9 protein-coding genes and 1 pseudogene are annotated in these 25,188 nt (G+C 66.0%); 5 read left to right on the top strand and 5 right to left on the bottom strand.

The annotated features are described in order from the left end of the window. The first annotated feature begins 2 nt into the window (after positions 1-2). Both vanX and ACLJO0_RS30845 read left to right on the top strand, forming a co-directional pair. Positions 3-611 (top strand): annotated as a pseudogene (gene vanX, locus ACLJO0_RS30850) (D-Ala-D-Ala dipeptidase VanX). Positions 612-632: 21 nt separating this feature from the next. Beyond that, positions 633-956 (top strand): hypothetical protein, encoded by a 324-nt coding sequence (locus tag ACLJO0_RS30845; RefSeq protein WP_410582290.1) that lies wholly within the window; start codon positions 633-635, stop codon positions 954-956. Positions 957-2,720: 1,764 nt separating this feature from the next. Here the strand turns inward: ACLJO0_RS30845 and ACLJO0_RS30840 are convergent. The 5 genes from ACLJO0_RS30840 to ACLJO0_RS30820 form a co-directional block, all read right to left on the bottom strand. Further along, complete coding sequence (locus tag ACLJO0_RS30840; protein ID WP_410582289.1) at positions 2,721-8,507, bottom strand: AAA family ATPase; 5,787 nt, start codon at positions 8,505-8,507, stop codon at positions 2,721-2,723. A 56-nt stretch (positions 8,508-8,563) separates the two neighbouring features. Beyond that, complete coding sequence (locus ACLJO0_RS30835) at positions 8,564-10,879, bottom strand: hypothetical protein (protein WP_410582288.1); 2,316 nt, start codon at positions 10,877-10,879, stop codon at positions 8,564-8,566. Continuing rightward, entirely contained in the window at positions 10,876-16,917 is a 6,042-nt protein-coding gene (locus tag ACLJO0_RS30830) for a DEAD/DEAH box helicase (RefSeq protein WP_410582287.1), read from the bottom strand. Before ACLJO0_RS30830 ends, ACLJO0_RS30835 begins: the two co-directional genes overlap by 4 nt. Positions 16,918-17,215: 298 nt before the next feature. After that, positions 17,216-17,527, bottom strand: a complete 312-nt coding sequence (locus tag ACLJO0_RS30825; protein ID WP_410582760.1) for an ATP-binding protein — start codon at positions 17,525-17,527, stop codon at positions 17,216-17,218. Positions 17,528-17,779: 252 nt separating this feature from the next. After that, entirely contained in the window at positions 17,780-18,973 is a 1,194-nt protein-coding gene (locus ACLJO0_RS30820; protein ID WP_410582285.1) for a serine/threonine-protein kinase, read from the bottom strand. Positions 18,974-19,198: 225 nt separating this feature from the next. Between ACLJO0_RS30820 and ACLJO0_RS30815 the strand changes: the two genes are divergently transcribed. The 3 genes from ACLJO0_RS30815 to ACLJO0_RS30805 are packed head-to-tail and all read left to right on the top strand — an operon-like array spanning position 19,199 to position 25,186. After that, a complete protein-coding gene (locus ACLJO0_RS30815) occupies positions 19,199-20,641 on the top strand; it encodes a PD-(D/E)XK nuclease family protein (RefSeq protein ID WP_410582283.1) in 1,443 nt (480 codons plus the stop codon). Next, the gene (locus tag ACLJO0_RS30810; protein ID WP_410582282.1) at positions 20,638-21,720 is read left to right on the top strand and encodes a hypothetical protein; all 1,083 of its coding nucleotides are present in this window, start codon (positions 20,638-20,640) and stop codon (positions 21,718-21,720) included. The genes ACLJO0_RS30815 and ACLJO0_RS30810 overlap by 4 nt, the downstream gene beginning before the upstream one ends. Beyond that, on the top strand, positions 21,713-25,186 hold the full coding sequence (locus tag ACLJO0_RS30805) for a hypothetical protein (RefSeq protein WP_410582280.1): 3,474 nt from the start codon (positions 21,713-21,715) through the stop codon (positions 25,184-25,186). Before ACLJO0_RS30810 ends, ACLJO0_RS30805 begins: the two co-directional genes overlap by 8 nt. Positions 25,187-25,188 lie beyond the last annotated feature (2 nt).

Raw genomic sequence — 25,188 nt, 5'->3', positions numbered from 1 at the left:
CCATGCACGAGAATTTCACCTTCGTTGACGAGCTGGTCACGGGAATTCGCTGGGACGCTCAGTACGCCACATAGCCGTCCACCGGCAAGCCGGTGGACGGCTATGTGGTCGGCCAACCGGATTGTCGGCACGAAAGCGCTGTGCGCGGCCCTGAACAAGGCGCAGGAACACGCTGTCGAGCTCGGTTTCGGACTGCTGCTGTGGGACGGTTACCGGCCGCAGCGCGCGGTGGACAATTTCGTCCGCTGGGCGCAGGAGCCGGAGGACGGTCGCAAGAAGCGGCGACACTACCCGAACATCGACCGCTCCGTGATGTTCGAAAAGGGCCATGTGGCCACCAAATCCGGCCACACCCGGGGCAGCACCGTTGACCTGACGATCTATCACCTGGCTAGCGGTGAGCTCGCCGCCATAGGCGGTGACCACGCCGTGATGGACGAGATTTCCCATCACGGCGCCGCGGGTATCACGACGGAGGAACCCAGAACCGGCAGCGCCTGCGCGACATCATGGAGACCAGCCGCTTCATCGCCTACGACTGCGAATGGCGGCACTACACGTTGCAGGACGAGCCCTATCCCGACACGTATTTCGATTTCCCGATCGAATAGCGAACTCCCTGGGGGGAGCTGATGCAGATCCGACCGGTACGCCCCACCGACGCCGCGGCCGTCAACGGGCTGCTGCACCAGCTGGGCTACCCGCAGGATGACGTCACGGTGACTCGGTGGCGCATCCAGACCTGGACGGAACTACCGACCAGCGCCGCCTATGTCGCCGAGGCCGATGGCAAGTTGCTGGTCAGGTCGCCGTGCACGTGTTCCCGTTCTTCGAGCGCACTGGCAACGCAGGTCGGACGACCCGACCACCACACGGTCGGTCTCGCCCGCACTCGTCGGCTCGATATCATCCGAAAGTTCCGGGACGACTATCCGGAGGCTGAGGGCCTCAATTAGTAACCGGACTACGCGACACGATCCAGCACGTGCGAGCCCGAGACGCGCCCGAGAGATCCGAAACAGTCCGACACCAGGCGACACACTCCGACACAGCAGCTGCCCCGCAACCAGACGAAAAGGTCTTGTTCGGCATCACTCGACACCATCCGACACACCAAGGTTCCGACTCTTAACCAGCGGGTTCGGGGTTCGAGTCCCTGATGGCGCACAGTTCCGATACGAAGCCCACCAACGGTTTGTCCCGGTTTTCCGGGTGCCGTCGGTGGGCTTTGTTGATATGTGAGCCCCGGGGTGGGGTCGCCGTGAGCCCGGTCAAGTGCCCCTCCACGGCGCATGAGGCTCGACCCTCGGCCGCTACCTGACTTCGTTGTCGTCGACCGCGAGTGGCGCGCGACCTGCAGATCTCCTTCCCCGTTCGTAGCCGGCGCGACGAACCAGGCTCGCGGTCGCCCCTCGCCTGCACAGACGAGGGACGGAAGCACGCTGGGGCACATTTCAGCCGTCAGGATGATACTGGCGTGGCCCACAGTCTTCAGGCCACTTCCCTCGGCCAGCGACAGCGTTGCCGCACCATGTCGGAGGTCGTGGAACCGTACCGGCGGCAGCCCAGGTTGATGACCAGCCGACTGAACGAATGCGACACGTAACTCGGGCCGACCCCATCCTCGCCTTGCACCGGTGGTGACCGCACCACATCATGGTCACCACCGATGGCGTTGCCCCAGGCTGTTACCTAGTGGAGCACCCAGAACGGACGACGGCCGCGTCGTTGACAGGCTGGGTCATCGAACGTCGAGGCCGCCGCATGCACCGCGGTGACTATCTGCACAAGGCCTCCGAAAGCGACAATGGTCGGAGGCGCGGGCCCTGCCCATCGAAGTCAGATAGAACCGACGAGTTGTGCCATACGAGCCGTCGAAAGCCGTGGATGACCTCGGCATAGCCGAGGCTGTCAGGGCTTATGGGTCAGCGGCGAAAGCGGCGAGCTGCGCGCTTGTACCAGCGAAGGCATCCTGGTCGCCGGGGAAGTGCCCGATTTGGCCCATTGGTGGAAGGTGTACGCGGTCCAACCCGCAGGCATTCCCGGTGGCCCGCCTGCGTCGGACGCCACCGGTGAGATCCACAACGGCGAACTGGTCGGGATGGTCGTGTTGCCACCGGTTCAGACCGCGACCGAATCCTAGCCGACCAGGCCTACGACGATGTCCTCGAACAGGGTGCCGAGTCGATCGAAGACGCCGGCTTCCGGTTATTGCTTGACGAATTCCCGCGGATCGCTTGTCGACAGGTAGGCGAACGTTCACCGAGAATTGAACGTAACTTACAACGTGACCGTTGCCAGGAACCTGACTACCACTGCGGCTAGTATGATATTTGACCCCTTGGCCAACAGTCCGAAGCCGCACAGTGAGAGACGACAAGGTGCGATTTAGTCAAGATCTCAAAAGGTATGTCAGTCGATCATTGCCTCTATGAACGCCGAACGTCGGACGGGTTCGCCGCTCCACTCATCGTAGTTGATATCAGCTACCCGCAGAGCCGCGCAGTCTGTGGCGACGTCGTTCCACATACACCCTCTCAGCCGAACTTGAACCTGGACTCGTGGTGCGACAGTCGCCCTGATAAAGCATGACGGCACACCAGACCAACCCAGGGTTTCGATTCTTGCGAATCAGATAACCGATCGAACCCTGATCCTCATCTGAGGAATTCCCAAATGAGAATCAGGGTTCGATTGGCTCCCCTGCACGTGCTCAACCTCTAGCTAGGAAGGCAGCGCACCAACGTTGGTTCTGGCCGATAAATACCGTCATCGACGTTGAAGAGCTGGAGCGCGATGAGGCACTCGACGTCCGTTTCCGGCGAGGTGACCTCGAACCCTGCGGCCACGTCGAGATCCGCCCGCGATAGCCCCTGGGATCCGGCTTCCGCACGAATCGCAGCGAAGGCACGCACCAAGCGAGCGTCACCGCCCAAGCCGGAGGCACTGAACAGTTCGTTTCGTCCAGCAGGGGTTTCGAGATGCTTTTCGAGCTGCCGCAGTGCTTCGTATTCGTCCACTCCGGACGAACCTGGCGACGAAAAATCTCCCTTGATCCGCCGCAGTACCGATTCCACGAGCACGGGCCAGCCGCCCGTGACTCGCAGCAGGGTGGCACGCGCTTCCTTGTCAGTGAACATGTTCGTGTCCATCGACCACACTTGCAAGGTCGCGGGAGTAAATCGGCGCAGTACGACCGTTCCTGCGGACTGGCCGTCGACACAGTCCTGCTCGAATACTTTGCGCCACAACGGCATCTGCTCTGGTCCTGCGATAATGACCGCCGAACGGGTCACACCTGCCGCAGTCGGCCGAAGCGTCTGCGCGAGCTCCAGAGCTTCCAAGCAGGCCTCCTCGTTCGGTGCCACGCTGAACAAGTCGTCCAGCACGACCCGCCACTCCCCCGGCTGCCCATCCACGAGCTGCGCCTTGAACTCTCGAATGCCGCCGATGCGCGGGAGCGTGAACCTGGTTCCGACACTGGCGGCCGCCCTGATGGCTTCGCCCGCCATCTCGATTCCGGTGGCAGGCGAGCCGAGCACGACCCGCACCTGGTTGTTGTGGTCGCCGAGCACGTCGTCGGTCTGGGCCGCGGTCAACGGCGATGTCCGGCCGTTCGGAAGCTCCTGCCGTGACTCGAGGGCAAGAAACTCGTCGGGAACGGAATGCTCCGCCGCCAACACCAGCTCGGCCTCGACATCGTCCTTCGTCCCGATCCTACTCAGCACGTTGGCACTGCGCAGATGCCATCCTCTGCCGTCGTTGTCGGGTGCGAGCACACCCAGCCCGGTCATCTCGTGGAGATAGGCGCGGAAGCCCTCGCCGTCGAGGTTGCCGAATCCCCGCGGCCAGTAGTCCAGACACTCTTGGCGCAGCTGTTTGGCTGTCAGCCGGGCATCGAGACCGTTTTCGTACGCGTAGTGCGCCAGCACGTGAGCGATGACGCCGTAGCGGTGATCGAGATTCAGCGTGTCCCGGAAGGCCGTCCGGATGTCGCTTCGAAGATCCGCCTGGTTCTGGACCGCCTCGACGTCAAGGCGAGCGATCACATACGGGGGCTCATCGACGCCGAGGACCCCGCCACGCCGCTTGGCGTGCATCACCTCGACAAGACGGTTGGCGAACATTTGCAGCAGGAAAGGCTGGTACGAGCAGTATCCCAGAATCCGGTTCACCAGATCCGGGTCCTCGAACTCGAATCCCAGCGCGGCCAGTGGCTCCGACAGCAGGTTCGCCGCGTGCTGCGGCTTGAGCGGCCCGATCACTGTTGGCCGCTGTGCCATGTGGCTGAACGGCGCGTTACGTGCTTTTTTGGCGTACCGCTGGACCGAGTGCAGACCGGCGAAGACGACCTTGACTCGTCCGTTGCTTTCCTGGCCGAGCGCCTTCAGCGCGGCCGTCTCGTGGAAGTCCGGCATATCGGCCTCGAAGAACTGGTCGGCTTCGTCGATCAAGACGAGCAGCCGCCGTTGGGTGTTGACCTGAAGCCATTCCCGCACGCCGTGCTCGATGTGATTTCGCGACAACCTACGTCCGGCGTTCTTACGGGGCGCCCGCAGGACCTCTCGAAGCTGCAGTTTGTCCAGCAAGGCGTCCCAAATCGCATTCTGACCCTTTGGTGAATTTGCCCGAATTCCAACGACCTTGAGATCGAGGTAGATCGCGACGCGATCAGCGCCTGCCCGGCTCTGGCTTTCGAAGTGCTCAGCCGCGCTGTGCAGCAGTGCTGACTTGCCAAGGCCTCGACCACCGAAAACCAGCTGGGTACCGTCGGGGTCGAGGACACTGCGACGTTCTTGGTCACGGCCGTAGAACATCTCAGGAGCGACGACACCACGCTTCTGGAGATACGGGTTCACCCCCGAGAACGGCAACAGCACCTTCATCGTCGTGGTCATCTGACCGCCACTGTAGGCCGCCAGGTAGGCAAGAGCCGCGTCGTCCAGCACGACGATGGGCGCGGTTCGGCTCGCGGCCAGCACGGCCAAGTCCCGCCGGGTCTGCATGCTCATCGTGCCGAAATGGGTGATGAGCAGACTCTCGTCGGAGGTATCGCCGTCAGCCCAGCTCATCAGCAGTTCAGCATTCGGCTGGCCCCACACGAGCAGCACTCGCAGCCTGCCTCTGAGCTTCGACCCGAACGCGGGGACGAGGACCCGCCCGACCTGGCCGGTGACGACGACCTCGACGAACCGGCGGTCGCGCCCGCGCGGCCAGTCGGACAACTTGTCGACCTGCCCTGTTTCCAACCCCATCATCCGGAGTACGGGAATGAGGTGGGCTTTTTCGCCGATGTTGTAGCGCTGACCTGGCTCGGTCAACGACAGGTCGCGCCAGCTCTCCAGTGTTTCCGCGGCGAGCTGAGCCTGAGTTGAGCTCAACTGGGTGAAGTCCAAGATGGGACAGGTGCCAACGACTTCACGGTTACGGACCTGCATGACGAGCTCGGCCGTCACGCCACGGGGCAGCGCTTGGGGAACGGCGGGCACGAACTGCCGCAGATGCTCCGCCTCCTCGATCTCCGGGAGCTTCTCGTCGACTTCGAGGAAGTAGATGAGTTCTTCGGCGGTTGACAGCTGTCCGCTGGTCATAAGTTCCGTGACTCGTGCAGACGTGCTCTCGTCCACACGACCATCAAGTTTGAGTTTGTCCAAACGGACTTCGAGCCTTGCCCTCGATTCGGCCCGGTAGTTGCTCAGCTGAGCGTCCAGCTTCCTGAGCGCCAGCCTCACGTCCGCCAGGTTGTGCCCCTTCGCTTGCTCACGCGCGCCATCGAGCAGACCAGTGAGGTCGCCGTCCTGTTCCTCCGCGATCTCGTCGTTCGAGCGGGCTCGCCCCAGCATCACGGCGAACTGCTCGAGCTCGCCGAGGAGGGCCTCCCGCGACGACTGCTCGGCCGCCTCGACCGCCTTCGCCTGGACTTCCCGGTCACTCAGGTCGCCTGCCGGAAGACGCCCGGCCCTGGCCTTGTCCAGCAGGAACCACGCCACCCCGAATCGTTCACCATCGATGTGCAAGGTCAGTGCGTCGTCCCAGCTGCGGTCCGCGGCGTCGCGGAGGTCACCGACACTGACGTCCGATGGCAAGGTGACCCGCTCGTTATCGATCACGGCACCGGGCATCTTCGCCAGTTCGGCCGTGAGCACGTACTCCGGTGCAGGCTCGACAGACGTGAGCGTCCGAGCACCCCGGAGAACGCCGAAAGTCTCCTCAAGCGAGGCTGCCGCAGCCATCGCGGCGGCCGCGACCATCGGGTCGTCGTGCCCAGCGAGCTCCTTGAGCGCCACAGCCACGGCGTCACTTCGGCCGAGCACCGCCGCCCTCATATCGGCAACTTCGCCCGTGCCCCAAGTGGATTGACCGTCGTCATGCCTGAGCGAGCGGACGACCGTCACCCATTCGGCGAGCGGGGTCAGCGCCTCTCGTGCCAGGTCGAGCAGATCGCGTCGCCCAGCCCCCTCGATTGGCTTTCCGGAACTTCCTTGGTACTGACCATCCAACGCGTCCAGTTCGTTCCTGACGAAGGTGCTACTGGCGAGGCGTTCGATAGCCGCGGCGACCTCGTCGACGGCGCGCGTGTCGTTGCGCTCGACTATCCCCAGCGGTCGTCCGAGCATGCCCTGCGAGCCGAGCCACACCTTGCTGATGTCGGTCGCCCGCTTGAACCGGAAAGTGCGATGCCGGACCCGGAACTGTTTCGCCGTGGAAGCCAGACTGAGCAGCGACCGCTCGCCCTCGGCAACGTCGGCCAGTGCGACAAGAGCCCGCGCGTCGGCGAGAACCCCGTGCAGCGCACGACGTCCGACTTCTTCGGCGATCACCTTCAGGTTCGGTTCCAAGCGGGGAGCCAGCTCGGTCAGCAACGCTCCGGTCGTCGGCTCGCCGGTGACCAGCGCTGCACGGATCAGCGCAGGCACGACAAGAAGCAGACTCGGTGTGTCCGCGACAACGCTGTCCGGCTCAAGTTGCGCCAGCTCGTCCCGGAGCATCGCGGCGACGGCACCGTGCTGGAAGCGAACCGCGTCGGCCAGCGCGGCCACCCGCAGTGTGGCCAGCTGCGCCTCCGGTCGCGATTCGGCCGCTCCGATCGCCGCGGCCAGGCCGAACCGTGCGCCGCTCACCAGGCGGGCGACATCACGCACGAGGGGTGCCTCGGTGTCGTTCGGCTCGTCCTCAACGTCTTGGGCATCGTTCTCAACGTCTTGGACATCGTCGATCGCCTGCTCGCTGGGTTCCTCGATGACCGGCACGGGTGCTACGGGCGCGTCGCCGTGCCGAACCTCGGCAGGCTCCGAGGTCACCGAGTCGGCATCGGTCTGGGCAAGCCTCGCAGCGTGGAGCGCCAGGAACGACAATTCCGGCCGAAATTCCGACCAGCGCATCACGAGTTCTATCGGCGCCGGTTTGCCGACGGCCGGCGTGGCGAGGTCGATGAGCAGGCGGAGCGATTCAGCCCGTTTCCGCGCCTGCTCGTCCCAGCCAGCTTGGCTCATCAGCTCAGCCGCTTCAGCGTGCACTTGTGCGAGTTGCGCCACGAGCATCGGCTCCTCCGGCGATGCTGCCAGCTCGCACAGGACCGCGAGGGAGCTCCGCAGGTCGCCGTCGCGCTCCTCGGCGGACGCCTGGTCGATCGCGGCTCTCAGGCTGCCGAGCGTGTCGCCGGGTGCCGGCAATCCCGCGTTGATTAACGAGGAGGTCACTTCGTCGAAGGACTCTCGGGTCCTCACCACGTCGGCCAGATCCTGGCTCGCAGGCACCTGTTTCGCACTCAGCTGCTCGGCAATCCGCCGCGCCGCCACGGCGCCTTTTTCGAAGATCGGTTCGAGGCTGCCCACGGCCGTGTGAAGATCTTCCAGAGGCTCGCCGACAGCGGAAACCACCACCTCTTCGTCCGCTCCGAAGGCCGGCGACGCGTCTATGACTCGCTGAGCCGCGCCTGCGATGTTTTCGCGCTGCGTGACGGTGATCCGCTCGGGCGCGAACCACGGCTGACGGCTGGCCCACAGCCAAACCCTCGCGTCTCGGACCGAGGCAACGCGGTCGGCCCATATCGCAGCCTGACAAAGCGGCGCACCCCAGCTTTCGACGGGATCCGGGCCCGCACCATCGAACACCGCACGGCCTATGTCCGTGGAGACCGTCGCGGTCAACATCCGCGCAGCGTGGCGGACATCGTTGTTCGCGCCTCGAAGCAGCAGCGCTCGCGTGTCTTGACTCATCTGTCTGGTGATCTGACGTGGCTTGATGTTGAGGCCGAGTGGCTTGAACACCGAGCCCCGGTGCTGCAGGGGCACTGACTTCAACGCCTTCATCACGTCAGCCGCGCTAAGCTGCTCGATCGCTGTGGCGAGCATTTCACGGCACGGCGTCAGTACCTGCTCCAGCTGAGCCAGGGCCTCGTCGCGTGCTGGGTCCTGTCCGAGCGTCCAGCCCGGGTCCTCTACTACGGGATATGGACGCCCGGCATCACCGTGCGAACAAGCGGTGCGGGGTCGGCGCTGGGTCATACATCCTCCTGGAAAAGAAGTCACGCTGTGAGAGCTGGCTTTGGGTGGTTCTCGGCTCAGCGCCCGCGAGTGAATGAGGGAACGTAGGTGTAGCCGGGTGGCAGCTCGAGGGCGCCGCGCCCGATGCGCTCCTGCGCGGCCCGATAGGCTGCCTTCTTTTCCTCGCTTGCCACCCGTCCCAGATGGCCGATCCGTCGGAGGTGCCCGGCTACGTCGGTACTACGCAGGAACCGCGCTTCCAAGGTTCGGCGCGACGACGCCGTATCCGGCCGCGCACTCGCAGCCGCCACGGACGGTTCGTAGACGAGTACTTCGATCTCGCGCTGGCCGGGCGCGGCGGGAAACCGCAATACTCCGCGCTCATCCACACCTGCCAGATCCGTGTGCAGGCGTCCGTCGCAGATCAGCTGATCGACCGCCTCGCCGAGCGCGGACTCCGTGTTCTCGCCGTAGACTGCCGCGCCCAGCCTTGTCCTGGTCAGCACCGCTCGCCCGTCACGGTCGAGCAGCCCCAGCCGCCGCACCGCCCGCAAGACACGTTCGGATAAGGTCAGTGCTCCGCCTTCCCTCGTCGAACTGCCCTCCCCTGACGAACCACGCTTGCCCTCACCTGGCGCGGCATCGCGCGTGATGATCGACTTGTCGAAGCGGTGCTCGATGAACTCACCGTCGACGATGACCGGCTCCTCCAGTAACGTCGACGTGGCCCGCACGACGCTGCTCCCCCGCGTCCAGGTGCACGTCAAAACGATGCCCACGAAGAAATCCAGCGGCCAGTCGACTCCGCTCAGCTGTGGCCGCGGTGTGAACAACTCGGTGGTCGTGTCCTGGGTCCTCTGGCAAACCTTCAGCTCGTATCCGTCATGGAACATCATCAACCGCAGCCCCGGCACACGGCCACGCATGGCCGTGGCGGCACCATCGGGCAACGGCAGAGTGCCCTCGATCAGATACTTCAGCCGCATCGGCTGCGACCAGGCTATTTCGCTGTCCTTGACAACAAGGTCGGATGGCTCGAACAAGCCGACGGAGTCCTCGAACTCCGGCTCGGCCAAGAGCTCCACATCGGGCAGAGTCGACGCCCACCCGAGTCCCAGCGGCTGAGTGATGTCGAGCAGAGCTTCCGGGCCACCCGGCGCCTTCGTCCGCCAGACGCCACCGCCCTGCCAACCGTCGTCAAGCCGCAGGCTGACGCCGCCAGGCAGCAACCCGGTCGACTCATCGGAGTCACCGCGGACGTAGTCGCTGATCACGGAGTTGGCATGGCACACCGCCGCGGCGTAACCGACGCCGACCAGGTGCTGCCCAGCATCCCGGACATGCCTGAGCCGAGAGCCGATCGCGATGTGTACCGGTTTCGGCTGCGACGCCCAGCGCGGCGACCGCTCATGGATGGCACTTCGCTTGAGTTGCGACGCGATCATTTCCAGATCCGGGCCACCAAGCGGTCCGTCGTCGGTCAGCCTCGCGCCGAACGCGGCGCGGCTGAACGAGTATCCATGCCACGTCCGCAGCCGGTCATCGAGACATCCGAGGGCATCGCGGACCGTGTTCAGCAAGCCGAGCAAGGCCGCGCGGTACTGCTCCTCCCCAGCGTCGGGCGTGAGCAACGAGCCTAAGGGCATTGGGGCAGAGGCGCTCATCAGCTGATCACGGCCCCGGGTGAGGAGATACCGCGCGTAGTAGGCGACTTCGTCGAGATCGGCGTCTTCACGCGAGGCGTATCTGGCGTTATACACCAGATGGCCGTCCGCGTTCATTGCCCGACCGGCTCGTCGTGCTCTGTCCAGTTGCGAGTGCGTCAGTGAGAAGCCGAGCCCGAACGCTTCGGTATCGATGACCAACAGTTCCCGCAGCAGCGGGTGAGCGTCCGAGTGCGTCTGACCAGGGCCGACCGCTCCGGCGGGTGCACCTGACAACCAGGCAGGCACCGTGCCATCGTCTTGCAGGTCTGGGTGGGCTCCCTCTTTGTAGACGACCTCGGCGAAGAGCGGACGGCCACCGGAGGTGATCTTGACCAAAGCGCCGACCGGTAACGCATCGTTCTCTTCTCCCGCATGGATTTCCGGGAGGGAAAAGAGGTCGTTGGTCGCACCGCCCACGTAGCCACCGACGGTCAGGTCAAAGCCGAAATAGACGGCGTTGAACGCGACGTTGACATGTACGGGAGTGGTCCGAGTGCTGACAAGGGCGGCGAGGTACCGAAACAGTCGCTGCTGTTCCTCGTCCGCCATAACGCCGAGGCCAAGGAGCATGCCCGGTGTCACCAAAGGAGGATCGACATAGGGTTGCCACACGGGCCTCGCGTCGCGCGGAGACGGCTCGTCGTCGAATTCGGTGCCACACGCCCCATCCGCGTCTACCTCCGTCATCTCGTCACCTCCGAAGTCTGAGAAGCACTCACAGCAGTGATACGCGCCTGATCACGCCGCACATGTCCAGCGTCACGCCAAAGCACGCCTGTCTGAACGACCTTCGCCTCGGCCGACAACCGGGCTAGCGAATCTTCGATATCGAACAGCCGAATCGACGGATTGGCGCCGAAGAAACGACTCATCCGGAGACCGGTTCGCAGCTGAACTCGCCTGCGTGCACGGGGATGGAAGTAGGAATCCTCCCCACGAAGTGCTCGGTAAAGGTCACGCGGATGCACGCCCGCGAAGACGTCCCACACGAGACGTGAAATCTGCTCGTCGAGCCGTCGACGGCGGACCTCCGCGTCGACGCGATGGCCGGCCGGGCGTGGCCGCTTCGTCTGGAACGCCTCGACAACTCGAGACACTTCGTCCTCAAGTGGCCAGTTGCCCGCGTTCCAGCATGCCGAGCAGCGGTTTCCCGCATGCGAGCAACAGCCATCCGGCAGCTCCTTGATCCCGAAGTAGTCGGCGAACTTGCGGTTCGCGCAGGTGAGCCTGTCTTCGAAGAAGTCTCGCAGTAGACTGATCTCCTCGGCGGCACGCTGCGCCTTGCCCAACACCGCGGCCAGGAATCCCGGCGGCAGCACGGGATCGACGACCCGCAGACCAGTGACGAGCCGCCGGGACGGGGCGGCGCTCACATCCAGCACACCACGGTCGTGGAGGTCCGAGAGAAGCTGCCAGGTTCCTGCCACGTCGTCGACAAGTGTCCGGAACTCGGGCACCGTCCGCTCGAGATTCCGATCGAGATCGTGGACATCCAGCTTGACGCGGTGCAGACCTTGTCCTCTCGAAGGTAGATCCAGCAGGGCAGCGACCACCGCGGCTTCGACCTCGTCGAGCGAGTCACCTGCCAGCTCATTCAGTTCACCGGCCTTGACGGTGCAGAATGGCGGGAAATCACCGAGATCGACGACCGCCCCCAGTCCGGCGAGCGCTGCGAACGCCCGGACGACGCCGGACTGGTAGTTCTCGGCAGTCCTGCTCCGGCGAGCCTCGTCGAGCGAGAGCGCACCAGCGGCGATGTCCGCGCCGATCAGCTCGTCGGCGACCATCGCCGCGTCGAGGACACCGCAGCTCGCCAATACCGCCTGTCCCATTCGCTCAAGCAGTTCCTTGCGCAGGTCGTTGGCGGTCATGAACGCGACCGTGCGTAATCCCTGAGTCGTTAGCAGCGCCAAGCCGAGGTTCGGGTCGGTCGATGTCGTGGCGGCGTCTCGACCGGCACGGCCGATCTGCTGGTAGAGCGCAGCGAGGTCGGTCGGTGCGCTGACGCAGAACACCGTCCTCACGTCCGGCCGGTTGATGCCGAGACCGAACGCGCTCGTCGCGACTATCACGAGCGGAACGAAGCCTTCTTCGTTCTTCTTGGGTGCCTCACGGAATTCGGTCATGACCGCCGACTTCTCGATCTCGGTCAGCCTGCCGTGGAACCGGCGCACTCGGGTTCCTCCCTCGCCGAGGTAGTTCCGCAAATGCGAGTGGAGCGCGACGACCTCTTTGACCGTCAAGCAGTAGAAGATCGAGTGGTCTTCCAGCTTGCCGACGACCTCCTCAGCGAGGCCGGCCGTGATCGCAGGCCCCGCTCGCTCAGTGGTCTTCCGGAAAATCGCCAGCTCGGGACGAATCGGGTTCTCCCGCACGGTCACCAAGGTCCCGGCCGCCGCCTCCGCCGCTTCACCATCCTGGCCACCCACCGGGTTCTCGGGCAGTCCGAAGACCCCTGCACGCAGCCCGGCGTGCACCGTGTGGTTCGCCGTCGCGGTCAGGGCGGTGACCGGCAGCCCGAAGTCACGACGCAACTCGGCCAGGAACCGCTCGACCCTGCTCATGGCCGGGCGGAAGTCGTCCCACTGCACGAAGGTGTGTGCCTCGTCCAGCACCACGCGGCTGACCCGGCCTTGACTTGCTGCCTGTCTCACCAGCTCACGGAAGCGTCGCTGGCAAAGTCGTTCCGGCGACACGTACACCATACGGATCTTGTGCTCGGCAACGCCGCTGAGCTGCTCGGCGACCTCGGTCTTGCCAGCACGTGAACTCGACTCCCGCATGGGCGCGACCAAGGCACGGACCGCCCCGCCGATGCTCCGGTTCAGCTCCAGCGCCTGATCCTGCATCAGCGCGACAAGCGGCGAGACCACGATCGTCATGCCGGGCAGTACCAGGGCCGGAAGCTGAAAGCAGAAGCTCTTGCCGAAGCCGGTCGGGAGCAAGCCGAGCACATCGCGGCCAGCGGCGACGGCACCGACTACTGCCCGCTGAGCCGGTTTGAGATCTGCGCGCTCATCGGATAGGCGCAATAGCCCACCGACGACAGCGGAGCGTTCGAGTACCTCCGACTCGAGCGAACCGGCCGCGCGATGCCGCGCGACCTCCTCGGCAGTCATCTCCAGGTCGCGGATACGCCGAGTCTGCGGCAGCAATGTGTGCTCGTGCAACGATTGCGACGTGCACAGCTGCTCTGCACGTTCAGTCTTGAGCATTCCTTCGGCAGCGAAGAACTGCCAGATACGGGCCCAGCCTTCGGCCATCGTGACGACGTTCCCGCCTGCCCGTTCGCCGGTGACCGGATCCAGCGCCAGCAAGCCCGGCGATCCCGGTTCCGGATCGTCATCAAGCGAACCCAGGAAGATGTCGCGGTAGGCCCGGCGCAGCGCGGATCTGCCCGCAAGCTTGCGGTCGCTGATCACGACCACACCACGATGCCGCTCCGACCGGGTCATCCTGCCGACCGCCTGCCGGAGCTGAAGTGCAGCGAGCGGGAGGTAGTAGTTCAAGGTCGCGACCGCATCGGGGTCGTCGGCGCGCGCCGCCTCCGCACGTGCTTTGACGGCTTCGCGTCGTGCCGCGATGACCGGCGCGGCGAAGGGCGCGAAAGGGAGTTTGTTGATCCACACCAAGCGCAAGCGGTTCGGGTCATCGATGTCGACTCCTTGCCACAACCCCTTCGTGCCGATCAGGAAGCCGCCACCGTGCTCGGGATCCTTGAATTCGAGATAGCCCCGGTTGTTACCCAAGACCAAGGTGGACAGCACAGTTGTCTCGTCTCCGCGACGGCGCAGCTCGGTCGCGAGATGATCAGAGATCCCGCCGGCCGTCGAGCGCGCTGTCGTGAGAACCAGTGCCCCACCGTCGAAGCCACCGCGACCTGGGTCCTCGGCATCCCCGGACGCGTGGATCATTTCCCGTGCATACCCGGCAAGCTGATGCGCGACGGTGCGCATGGCCCCTTCGGTCTGTTCCGCCCATGATGGGAAATCAGAGAAGCAGACGAGGGCCGCCTGCTTCCCGAGATTGAACGGCGTCGGCAGTGAAAGAGTCGCGACACCCGGCGACAACCCGAGCCGACCGCGTATGAAGTCCCACTTGCCCGCCACGCGCAACGTCGCGCTCACATAGTAAGTCCGGTCGAACGCGGTCAGGAACTGCCTCCATTGTTCGTCAGCCGACAGTTCTACCGGGCTGCTCGCGATCCGGAACCGATAGCGTCGCAAACCTTCTTTCAGCGCACCGACCTCCTCCGCATACACGACCCTGTTCGATGTTCCGGGCGGCAATTCGCTGGACGCCGGGCCCTCGTCGCCCTCTCCGGAGGGGTTCACCTCGCCTTCGAGCGGCAGTTCGTCCTCGGCTTCTTCGTCGGCCGAATTCGCCGGGGCGCCGGATCCGCCCCGCTCTCCGATGATCGAGTTCAGATCGTCGACGACCGCGGTCGCCGACTCGTGAACGTGCTTACACCTGGCGAGCAGGGTCCGCACGCGTTCCCGCTCGAAAAAGTCGAGGACCTGCTCATGGGCTCGTGCATAGGCACCCATTGCCCCGACCAAGGCCTGACAAAGCCCTCCGAGCCGTGTCAGCAACCCTGCCAGCTGTCGTGACTGCGGTATGCCAGACATGCCCATGTAGGCGCTCGCCAGTGTCACCGTCCGGGATCCCACCAAGGTGCCGCTGACTGCACCGCAGGCGTCGAACGCCATGCCCGCGACACGAGGAAGCTGCTCGTGATCAAGCAACGCCTCGAGACTTCCGACTGACTCACCAACGGAGTCCCGTGCGGGTCCGCGCCTGGCCGTCTCGCCCCAGGTTTGCAGCTCGGCCTGCAGATCCTCAACGGAGCGGTAGTCGACCGTTGCAGTCAACGCGGAGGTGGCGGCATCCTCGAGCTGATGTGCTTCATCAATGACCAAGATCGTGTTCGTGCCGAGCGCGTCGAGGTCGTCCAAGTGCGCCAGCAGCAGTGCGTGGTTGGCGAGTATCAGCCGATTTGACGTCAGGGCTTCCCTGACGACATCCGTGTGCGAGGCCACGGCGACCTCGGCGTCAGCCGGATATTCGCCGTTGCTGGCCTGCGACAGCGACTCCAGCCAGATCGGGAGCGCAGATCCCGCATACTCGCCGAAGAACGCCGGAAGATCGACAGCATCGACGGACCGTGCGATCCAGCCGTTTCGCACGTCATCGGCGGCGAACAGACGAAGCAGAAGGTAGATGAGAAGCTCCCGGAACACCGGTCGTTCAAGGAATCTATTACGCGGCCCGGGTCGCGACCGAACTCTCCCTCGCTCCGTTGTAGCGTCGGCCAAGAGCACGGTCAGCCCGCGAAGAGAGAGCCTGTTCGTCTGCCCCTTCACGAGATCGCTGGTCTCGAGCAGCCCTGGCACGACCTGGTCCAGCCTGGCGACGTCGTTGGCGAGCTGCTGCTGCAACTGCTTGGTAAAGGTCGAGATGACGGCGGCCCGGTCAGGAGCGCCAGCCAACCAGTCGAGTGCCGCAGCCAAGATCGCGAAGCTCTTTCCCGTTCCAGTCGGTGCCTCGACGAGAGCAGGTACGCCTTCGTCCACCCAGCGGTGCAGCGCGGTGGTCATTTCCTCCTGCGCGGGACGGCGCCGTGCGTCGGCCCCATGCGCGACCGCCGCCAGCTCGATCGGGTCGATCCGCCCGTCTTCTCCACACAGCTCAGAACCGACCTGAAGCGCCGGACGGGCGCCCACGCCGTCATCGAGCCGCCGCGGGACATGGTTCGACAGCTGTGCGGAGATGACGTTCGTGACGTCACCCTGTCCGTATGCGACGACGTCACCGGACGGATGTCCAGGGCTGATACCGGCCAGGTGCCGCAGAAGTAGCCACGCCGGCGAATCCGGGCACGTGGAAGCGACGAGATCCAGCAAGTCACGATCCCAGCTCGCGATCAGCCGAGCCCCACGTTCGAGTAACCGCTCAAGCAGGCGACAGTCGTCCACCGCGTTGTGCCAGCTCAGCCCAGTGGTATCTACGCCAACTTGACCGGCGAGCGGACCGAGCTGATGGTTCGCCTCCGTCGGCCACAGCGCCAACCCCAGGTAGTAGGCATCGACCGGAACCGGAGCGAGCACTGGAAGGCCCTCCCGCAGGCAGGCCTCCGCCAGCAGTGGAAAATCCGCGACCGTCCCGTTATAGGTGACGAGCATGTCAGCCTCGGCACAGAAGGACTGCAGAGCCAGTAACGCCTCTAACGCCGGGATCGCACATTGTTCGTGCCGTACTCGTACCTGCTCATGCCGAATCTGCCAAGCGCCGTCCTGCGGCAGCTCAACGAAAGCATCAAAAGTGTTCTCCGCTTGCACCCATGCGGAATCCGTTCCCAGTCTGACCGCACCGATCTGGAAGATCCGCTTCTCGAGATACGGCTCGGTCGCGGTCGTACGGACAACCGACTCGACGTCGATGATGACAGCGCGCAGCGGCGCGCCAGGATCCGATATGCTTGACATTTGCTGCAGTGTTGTTGACTTGAGGTCCGGTACCGTGAACCTGTCCTCTGCCAAGACAAGCGCATCAGCCTGGACCGCTTGCACTAGAGCCGCTTCGAGTCGCTTCGCATGCAACCTGGGGAATCTCTTTCTCGCCAGAGCCATCAATTGTTCCCTGGTCAGAGCGACCTCAGCCGCAGCGACGATCTCCACGATCTGGCTTGCCGTCGCGCTGATCCGAGATGAATCCGGTTGCGTCAAGATGATCCTCTCACTCGCGGCTACGGTAGGTAGGCGCAAGCGAGCCGAAAACCGTTACATCGATCTTCGACAGGGTCCCAGATAGCTCCGGATTGTTACATCGAGGAAGTTGTCGCCAAGCCAGCAGCCGCGGCTCTCCGCAAGGCGGCCAGAGCCTTGTCGATCAGGTCGAAGGTGTCCTCGCCGCTTCGCGGGCTTGGATCGTTGCTGGTCATGGTCGTCTGCCTGGGCTCGGCTGTGCGCGAGGTGGTAGGAGTCGGTGCCGGTTTCGATGATGCTGCCGCCGCAGGTGAGGCGCTCAACGATCGCGGCGCAGAGCCGTGGGCCGGTGAAAATCTTTTCCAGCGCCGAAACTTTCGTTGGAGGCGATCGCGACCGACGCTTTTTCCTCTCGTCCGGTGAGGACCTGGAAGAGAAGTCCGGCTCCGCGGCGGTCGAATTCCTTGTAGCCGAGTTCGTCGATGCAGAGGAGATCGACGCGGCCGTAGCGGGCGATGGTCTTGGCGAGGACCATGTCGTCGGCGGCTTCGACCAGTTCGTTGACCAGTTTGATGACCAGGGCGTAGCGGCCCCGGAATCCGGCCATCGCGGCGTCGGTGCCTAGTGCGATGAGCAGGTGAGACTTGCCGGTGCCGGAGTCACCGATGACGCAGAGCGGCAGGCCTGGTCGACGGCGGCCTGCTCGGTCAGGCCGCGGTGACGTTGAGCGATCACGGATTTAACCCCTTCTCTCGGAGTTCGGTGGCTAGGCACTCTGCGCCGCGTCCTGGCCGACCACGACGGCGAGGTGCGCGCGATAACGACGAGCCGCATCAGCTGCAACAGCCACCACGCGCGCCAGCAGGTGTTGTGCCGGATGACGTCACGGCTGCTCCAGGGTGTTCAACGCCCGCTCGATCGGGACCACCTTGGGGTTGCCCTTCCCGAACGTCTCGATCGCCCGGCAGCGCAGGTCGGTCAGCATGTGCATAGCGGCCGCGTGGTCGCCGCCCTCGTGTGCGGTGATGGCCTGCTGGAGCGTCTCCGTTATGTCGGCTTCGGTGAGGAAGTCGCGCCGCCGTCGGGCACGGAATGAGCGGACGGATTCCACGCGCGCCTGGGCTGGCGCCTCGGGCGCACGGACCGCCTCTGGGGTGCGGTAGGGGATCGTCACGTCGGGCCGGGCTACCGGGTTGGGCTCGGGTGCGCCGAGTTCCGGCAGATGCGGCCGCAGTACCGCGCGGACGTCGTCGATTCCCGGCCGGTCGCCGATGTTCTTCGCCAGCAACGCCAAAGTGAGCTCTTCCAGCTCTGGAAGCACTCCGGTGGTGAACCGCGATGGCGGCGCCGGCATATCGTAGAGATGCTGCTTCTCCAGCGTCTTCTCACCGTCCTCGACGAACGGGGACCGGCCGGTCAACAGGTGATAGAACACGCAGCCGAGGCTGTACAGGTCTGACTGCGCGACCTGCTCGCCACCCAGGAACCGTTCCGGCGCCGCGTAGGCGTCGGTCCCGACGAAATTCCTCGTGTACCTCGACGTTTCCTTGTCGAACGACAAGGCTATCCCGAAATCGATCACGTAGACGACACCGTTCTCACCGACCAGAAGGTTCTCTGGCTTCAGGTCGCGGTGCACGATGCCGTTCTTGTGACAAGCCGCCAGCGCGCCCGCCACCGCCGTGCCGATCGCGGCGAATTCCGCGGGCCTGGGGACGGTACGTACGCGGTACTCGGTCAGCTCGATTCCACGGATGCAGGTCATGACCAGGTACGGAACCGAGCCATATTCGCCCACGCCGACCACCGCGGGGATGTTCGGGTGCTCGACCTTGCTCAGGTGGCGACCCTCGCGCGCGAACCTGCGCGTGATCCGCCGCCATGCCTCGGGATCCCGCTCGGCAGTGAACGGCAGCTGCGGGACCTTTACGACTACCCGCTTGCGGGACACGAGGTCGGTCGCGAAGAACGCCGTGCCCATTCCTCCCTTTCCCGCCGGCCCGTTCACCTGAAACCGCTGGCCGAGGACCACGCCGTGCACCAACGCGGACCCGGCCCAGTCCGCCGTACTCGTCATGATCCGAAGGCTAACCCACCGGATATCGCCACACGCACGGCCTTCCCATTCTTTCGGTGATTAGGATTCACCCGCACCGACTAATCCGGGACGGGAAGAGAACGGGCCGACGTGACAAATACTGGACAAGTTGTACGCGTGAGCGCGACCGACACCGGCGCCACAGGCTGCGCCCGTGCACGGGCGCACAAAGCCCGGCATGGACCGGTTTTCCCGGTGACGACCTTGAACGAATTCACCCTAGGCCCGCTCATGGACGCGCTGAACCTGGCCGAATTCACGAACCGGGCCGACGCGGACGTCGTCGATTCACTCGCCCGGACCCGCGGCACATTCGGAGCCGACCGGCCGCCCGCGCACGACGGGCTGATCCGGTGGTCGATCGACGCCTTCCGGAATTACCGCACTGCATGGCGTGCCCGCCAGGCCGCCGTGCCGAACCTGGTTCCGGTCCGGGCCCCGTGGAAGATCACCCATCGCAATGACGCGGTGGACCAGCGCGGGGTCAGCCGGTACGAGCAGACGTGCTGGGGGCGCCGGTACCAGTCGGTCGACGACTCCGTCCGGGAAATGTGGCTGCTGAGCCTGGCCGCTCCGGTGGAGCGACTCGAAATCGTCACCCTGGCCGCCGCCAACGTAGCCGCATTCGGCGGGGAGGGTGTCCCGGAGAAGGTTCGCGTCGTCCTGTTCGGGGCGACGTCTCCGATCGTCGAACCGGTTGTGGAGCTGACGGCCGCGCAGATCCGCGATCAAGCACAGGAAAAAGTCGCACCGAAGCTCGTCGAGATCGTCGATGGCACCGCGCGGCACCCCGGCCGTGACTGTGGTTCGTGCCCCGACGTCCCTGCTTGCCCCGCCCTCGCGGCCGCCGACCTTCTGCCGGGTGTCCCGACCGTGCCGGGTCCACGGCGGACGCTGTCGGTCACCGACCTGCGCTACCACCGGAGCTGCCCGGCGAAATACCATCTGCGGCGGCAGCTGAAGCTCCGCGACACCGGGCTCGTCGAAAGCCGACCGGTACTCGTCGGGCGCGCGGTCGACAGCACCTTGCGGGAGCGGCACACCGGTGGCGCACGCCGCTGCCGGCCGGGTGACGCGCCGGGCGGGGAAGTCGTCGCGCTCCCGGAGGACGATCGGCGGACCGCGCTGGAGATGCTGGCTCGGCACGCGGCGTTGTGCCCGTTCCCGGACGTCGATGAGGTACGGAACGACCGGCATCGGTTCGTCGTCGCCTACGACAAGAGGCTGGACGTGGTCGTCGGCGGTACCCCCGACCTCCTCTACCAGCAGGCCGGGCGCTGGGTGTGGCGGGAGACCAAGACGTCGCGGCGCCGGCTGCGCCGCGACCGGTCGTTGCTGCGCGAAGTACCCCAGCTGGCGCTGGCGGTCTTGATCCTGTCCGCCCGGGCGCCGGAGGGCTCGCCGGGCGGATCGAGGATCGAGCTCGAACAGCTGCGCCCCGACGGGTGCGCCCTCGAAGAGGTGGACCCCACCGACCCGGCTCGGGTGGCGGAGGCCCGGGAAGTCATCGGTGAGCTGGTGGAACCGGTTCTGCGTGACACAACGTTTGCGCCGTCGCCGGGTGACGGCTGCGCGGAATGTGAGGTCCGCCGGTGGTGCGCACCGGGTATCGAGTACCTGACCGCGAATCGGCGATCCGCGTCGTGACCGCCGACAGCGCGGACGAGCAGGTGCTCGGCGCGGTCTCTACGGCCCTAGTGGCACTCGACGAGCTGGGTGACCTGGCCACGTTCCGGATGCCGTACCCGCCGGCCGTGCAGCGCACCATGGATCGACTGACCCTGCATTGTCTGCGCCGCGATGCGCGCCCGCCGTCTTCGGTACCGGGGCTGATCCGCTGGGGCTACGAGCGTCCGCTGGGCCTGTGGCCGCTCGTGCTCCCCGCGGACGTCTACCCCGCGGACGGCCTGCTGATTGACGAACGCTCGGGCGCACCGACCGCGCTGTGCCACGAGATCGCGCTCTGCGCCGAGACGGCCAACCCGTTCCTGGCAGTGTCACGCCAGGTCAGGGCGATGGCGGCGCTCGCCGACGAACACGACTCCGCTTCGGAGTACCGCGCGCTGCGGGATGTGCTGGCGGATCAACCCGTCCTCACGGAGGACGGGTTCAACGAGGTGCGGATCTTATCGTTGATCCGCGTGCTCGACGACCACCTGACCACGTCTTACGTCCCAATCGGGCCCGGCTACGACGTGGGCGGGGAAATCCGTGCCTGTACCGGCTGCGGCGGCCCGCTCCTGCCGGCCGACGAGGACTGGTGGTGCGAACGGGAGGAGTGCGCCGTCGACGGCATCGTGACGCCCGGTGCTCGCTGGGACAGTGATGCCGGGGTCCTCGTCCAAGGTGATCGCAGGCACCGGCAGTTCGTCGCCGGTCCCGGGCGGGCGGCCCGGCGGTTCGGCGCCGAACTGGAGGCGTCAGGAGTCGAAGTCGAGCGCTGGCCCCTGCCCGGACCCGGTGACCTGCGCGTGACGACGGCCGGCGGCCGGGTCCGGACCGTGCAGCTCGTCGACTGGCACAGCCCAGCACTGCTCGGGCGGGCGATCGCCGCCTCCGTGGCCGGCCACGGAACCGACTCCGTGCACTGGATCGTCGCCCGCTACCGGACCGATGCCGATCCCGCCTACCTGCGGATCGCAAGGGAACACGCGATGACCACCCTGGTCTTCTCCGAAGCCGGGTTCACCGGGCTCCTCCGCAACGAGGCGGGTGCCCATGCGTAGCCGGAAGTGGTACGCCGAACTCACCGACGAGCTCGCGCAGAGCGGCCTGACCCTGCCGCTGGACGTGATCTGCCCGGTCGAGCTCGGCCTGACCCTGCTGCAGCGGCTCGACGCCACGCAGCCGCCGACCTCGGTCTGGCCACTGCTGGGCGGATATCCCTTCGCTCGGGCGGCCGGCCTGGCGAGCAATCCGGATCAGGACTGGATGATCACCTGCGTCCGGCACCGGCTCTGGTCCCTTCGCCGCCCGGAAGCCTGGCTGGAAGCTCTTCGCGACTACCAGGACCTCGACTCCGCGCTGGCCGCTTTCCGGCTCGCCGACGACCTCGGTTCGTTCGAGTGGGCCGGGACGACCACGCTGGTCTCACGGTTCGACGTTTACGACCAGGCGTTGCTGACCTTGCCGAGCTTCGTCGACAACCGGCCCGCGCCGGCAGAACCGGGAGAGTTCTTCTACTTCGACCGCGACGAGCGCGTCGAGGTGGAGATCCCGGACGACGTCGCGGGCCGGGCACGTGACGTTCCGGGGCACGACCTCACCGCCCCCACGGTGCTGAACGGGCAACCTCGTGACATCACGTGGGCGGCGCTCGGCGAAGTCGCCACCTGGATGGACGACAACGCACCGGAAGGCGAGCGGAACAACTGGCTGGCCAGTATCGAGTCGACGCGGCTGCTCGTCCGGGACGCCACCGGGCAGGCTTTCGTCGAGGACGAGCCACTGCGACTGGACGGGCTCCTGCACGCGGTCGGGGTCGTCGGGGTCGGCAAGAGCACCCTGATGAAGGTGCTCGCGGTCTGGGCGGTGCGCCAGCCGAAGCCGTTGCGGATCACGCTGGTCGTCGGTGACGTCGCCGAACAACTGGCCACGGCGCGGGAGCTGCGGAGCTACCTCGGGGAGCGGATGGTGACGCCGATCATCGGCTCTTCCAACCGCGAGCAGCACGTCCAGGGCCTGCATCGGCGCCTCGCCGCGAACGGTCACGTGCGGCTGGCCGGGCACCACGAGGACGAGGGGTTCGCCGATCTCGGCACCGCCTGCCCGCTCGACGCGCTCCGTGCCGCGGAAGCACCGGTCCGTGCAGTCGACGCCCCCTGCTCGGGGTTGTACCACGTGGCGGACCTGGTCCCCGGCAGACCTCGGCCGCGTGCGGCGAGCTGTCCCCTGTGGCACGAGTGCCCGCGGCACGGGAACGCGCGTGACCAGGTCGAGGCGCGCGTGTGGGTCGCCACCATGGCGTCGCTGGTGAACAGCCCCGTCCCGGGCCACACCGGCGGGGTGCGCCTGCGCCAGCTCGAGCTGGCCTGTCTGCGCAGCGACCTCATGGTCGTCGACGAGGCGGACCGGGTGATGATGAACCTGGACATGGTCTTCGCCCCGACGGCGACGCTCGTCTCCCGCGAACCCCACTCGTGGCTGGACACCTTGTACACGCACAACATCCGCGAGCTCTCACGGGCGGGACGCCTCCAGCTGTCCGATCGGAACGTGCGCAACTGGGAGGTGGCCCTCTCGGTCGTTTCCGGTGCCACGAACCAGCTCTATTCGATGCTGATCGCGGACGAGGACCTGCGGAACTGGGTGGGGATCGAGTACTTCAACTCCTGGACGCTGCAAGGAAAGCTACTCACCGAGCTGTATCGGCCCGAAGGAGCCGATCACGGGGACGAGGACGAGGAGCTCGCGGTCGACGAGCCGGAGTCGTCCCGGATCGAGGCCGAACAGGTCTTCGACCGGTTCAGGGACGACCCGCTGGGCGACAGCGGCCCCTACGAAAGCCTCGCCGACCGCCTGGCTGCGACGACGCAGGACCTCCTGCACACGCTGAACCGCAAGGTCGCCGCCCGCCGGCTGGCCGAGCTCGTCGGGGCGCTCCGAGTGCTCGGCACCCCAGCCGAGCCGGGTCCGGTGGCCGAGGACGACCCCTTGGTACGCAAACTGGAGTTCGTCCTCCTGCTCTCGGCGCTGCACCACCGGCTGGACCGGCTCACCCACCTCTGGCCGCTGGTCCAGGACGCGATGCGGCTGGACGCCGCGGACAACGAGCTGATCCGCCGGCCGCCGATGGACTACCTGCCGCTCGTGCCCGAGTCGCCGATGGGCAACGTACTGGGCTTTCAGTACGTCGTCGACCGGGATGACGGCGAACGCGAGGGGGTTACCGGGACCCTCCGGTTCTTCCGGTGCACCGGTGTCGGCCGGGAACTGCTGCTCTCCCTGCCTTCGCTCGGCGCCGACCCCACGGCCGGCCGCGGCGGGCCGCACGTGCTGCTGCTTTCAGGCACCAGTTGGGCCGGGACGTCCACCCGCGCGCACGTCGTCGCGCCGGTCGGCGCAATCCTGCGGCCGTCGCCCAAAGCCGAGCGGCGGGTGCGCGAAACCGTCTTCAAGATGCGTTTCTTCCATGACGACAACGGGAAACCGATCAGCCTGTCCGGGAAGCCACCCCGGGTCCGGCCCGCACTTCTGCGCACGCTCGTGGACCGGCTCGGCAAGCCCGGCCCGAGCGGGATTTCGCCGTTGGAGGAGGAGATCCGGGCCGTCGACGACCCGAACCGGCGGCGCGCGCTGCTCCTCGTCGGGAACTACCAGGACGCCCGGGACGTCGCGGACCAGCTGAACGGGATGCGCGGCTGGCACGGTCACGTCAAGGCCCTGGTGCCGGACCAGGCCGAGCTGGACGACGAGGCCGATAACCTCGACCGGGCCGCCGTCGTCCGCCGCGGCAATGTGGCCCTCTTCGCGAACGACGCCATGGCCCGCGTGCTCGTCGCGCCGATGCTCGCCATCGAGCGCGGCTACAACATCTTGAACAGGGACAACGACGCGGCGCTCGGCGTGGCGCTGCTGCTGACCCGGCCGCACCCGGTACCGACCGACATCGGGCTCTCCGTACTCGCCATCAACGACTGGGAAAGCCGGTACACGCGCGATCTCCCGACGTCCGGGGACACCGAGCCGGCGTCGTTCGCCGACCTGGTTGCCGCGCACGACTCGCTCGACGCCGCAGGCCGGGCGTTCCGCGCGCTCGCCCGCAGCAACTGGGGCAGGCTACTGATCCGCAAGTACGCGTACTCGGCTCTGGACGACGACGAACTGCGCTCGTTCGCGTGGGACCAGCTGGTCGTGCTCTGGCAGGTGATCGGCAGGCTCGTCCGCGGCGGGGTCGCCGCCCGGGTCGTGTTCGTCGACGCGAAGTTCGCGCTGGCGACCGCCGAAGCGCAGTCACCGAACCCGCAGCGGCGCCGGCGCCGCGACACCGCCCGATCCAGCTTGCTCCACGGCATCCGGAACGCCCTGCGTCCGTACTTCGCCCCGAGACCGGACGACGATCCGGTCGCTCCCACGGACATGCGGCTCGCCGAGCTGCTGTACGGACCCGTCTACCTCGCGTTGTGCCGGATGCTCGACCAGCCCGAGCTCCCCGACTTGGACCACGCCGCCACCAGCTCCAGGAGGACTTGATC

The sequence above is a fragment of the Amycolatopsis sp. lyj-108 genome (genome assembly GCF_046549005.1).
In the GTDB taxonomy this organism is placed as follows: domain Bacteria; phylum Actinomycetota; class Actinomycetes; order Mycobacteriales; family Pseudonocardiaceae; genus Amycolatopsis.
This window is presented reverse-complemented; position numbering and strand designations above follow the sequence as displayed.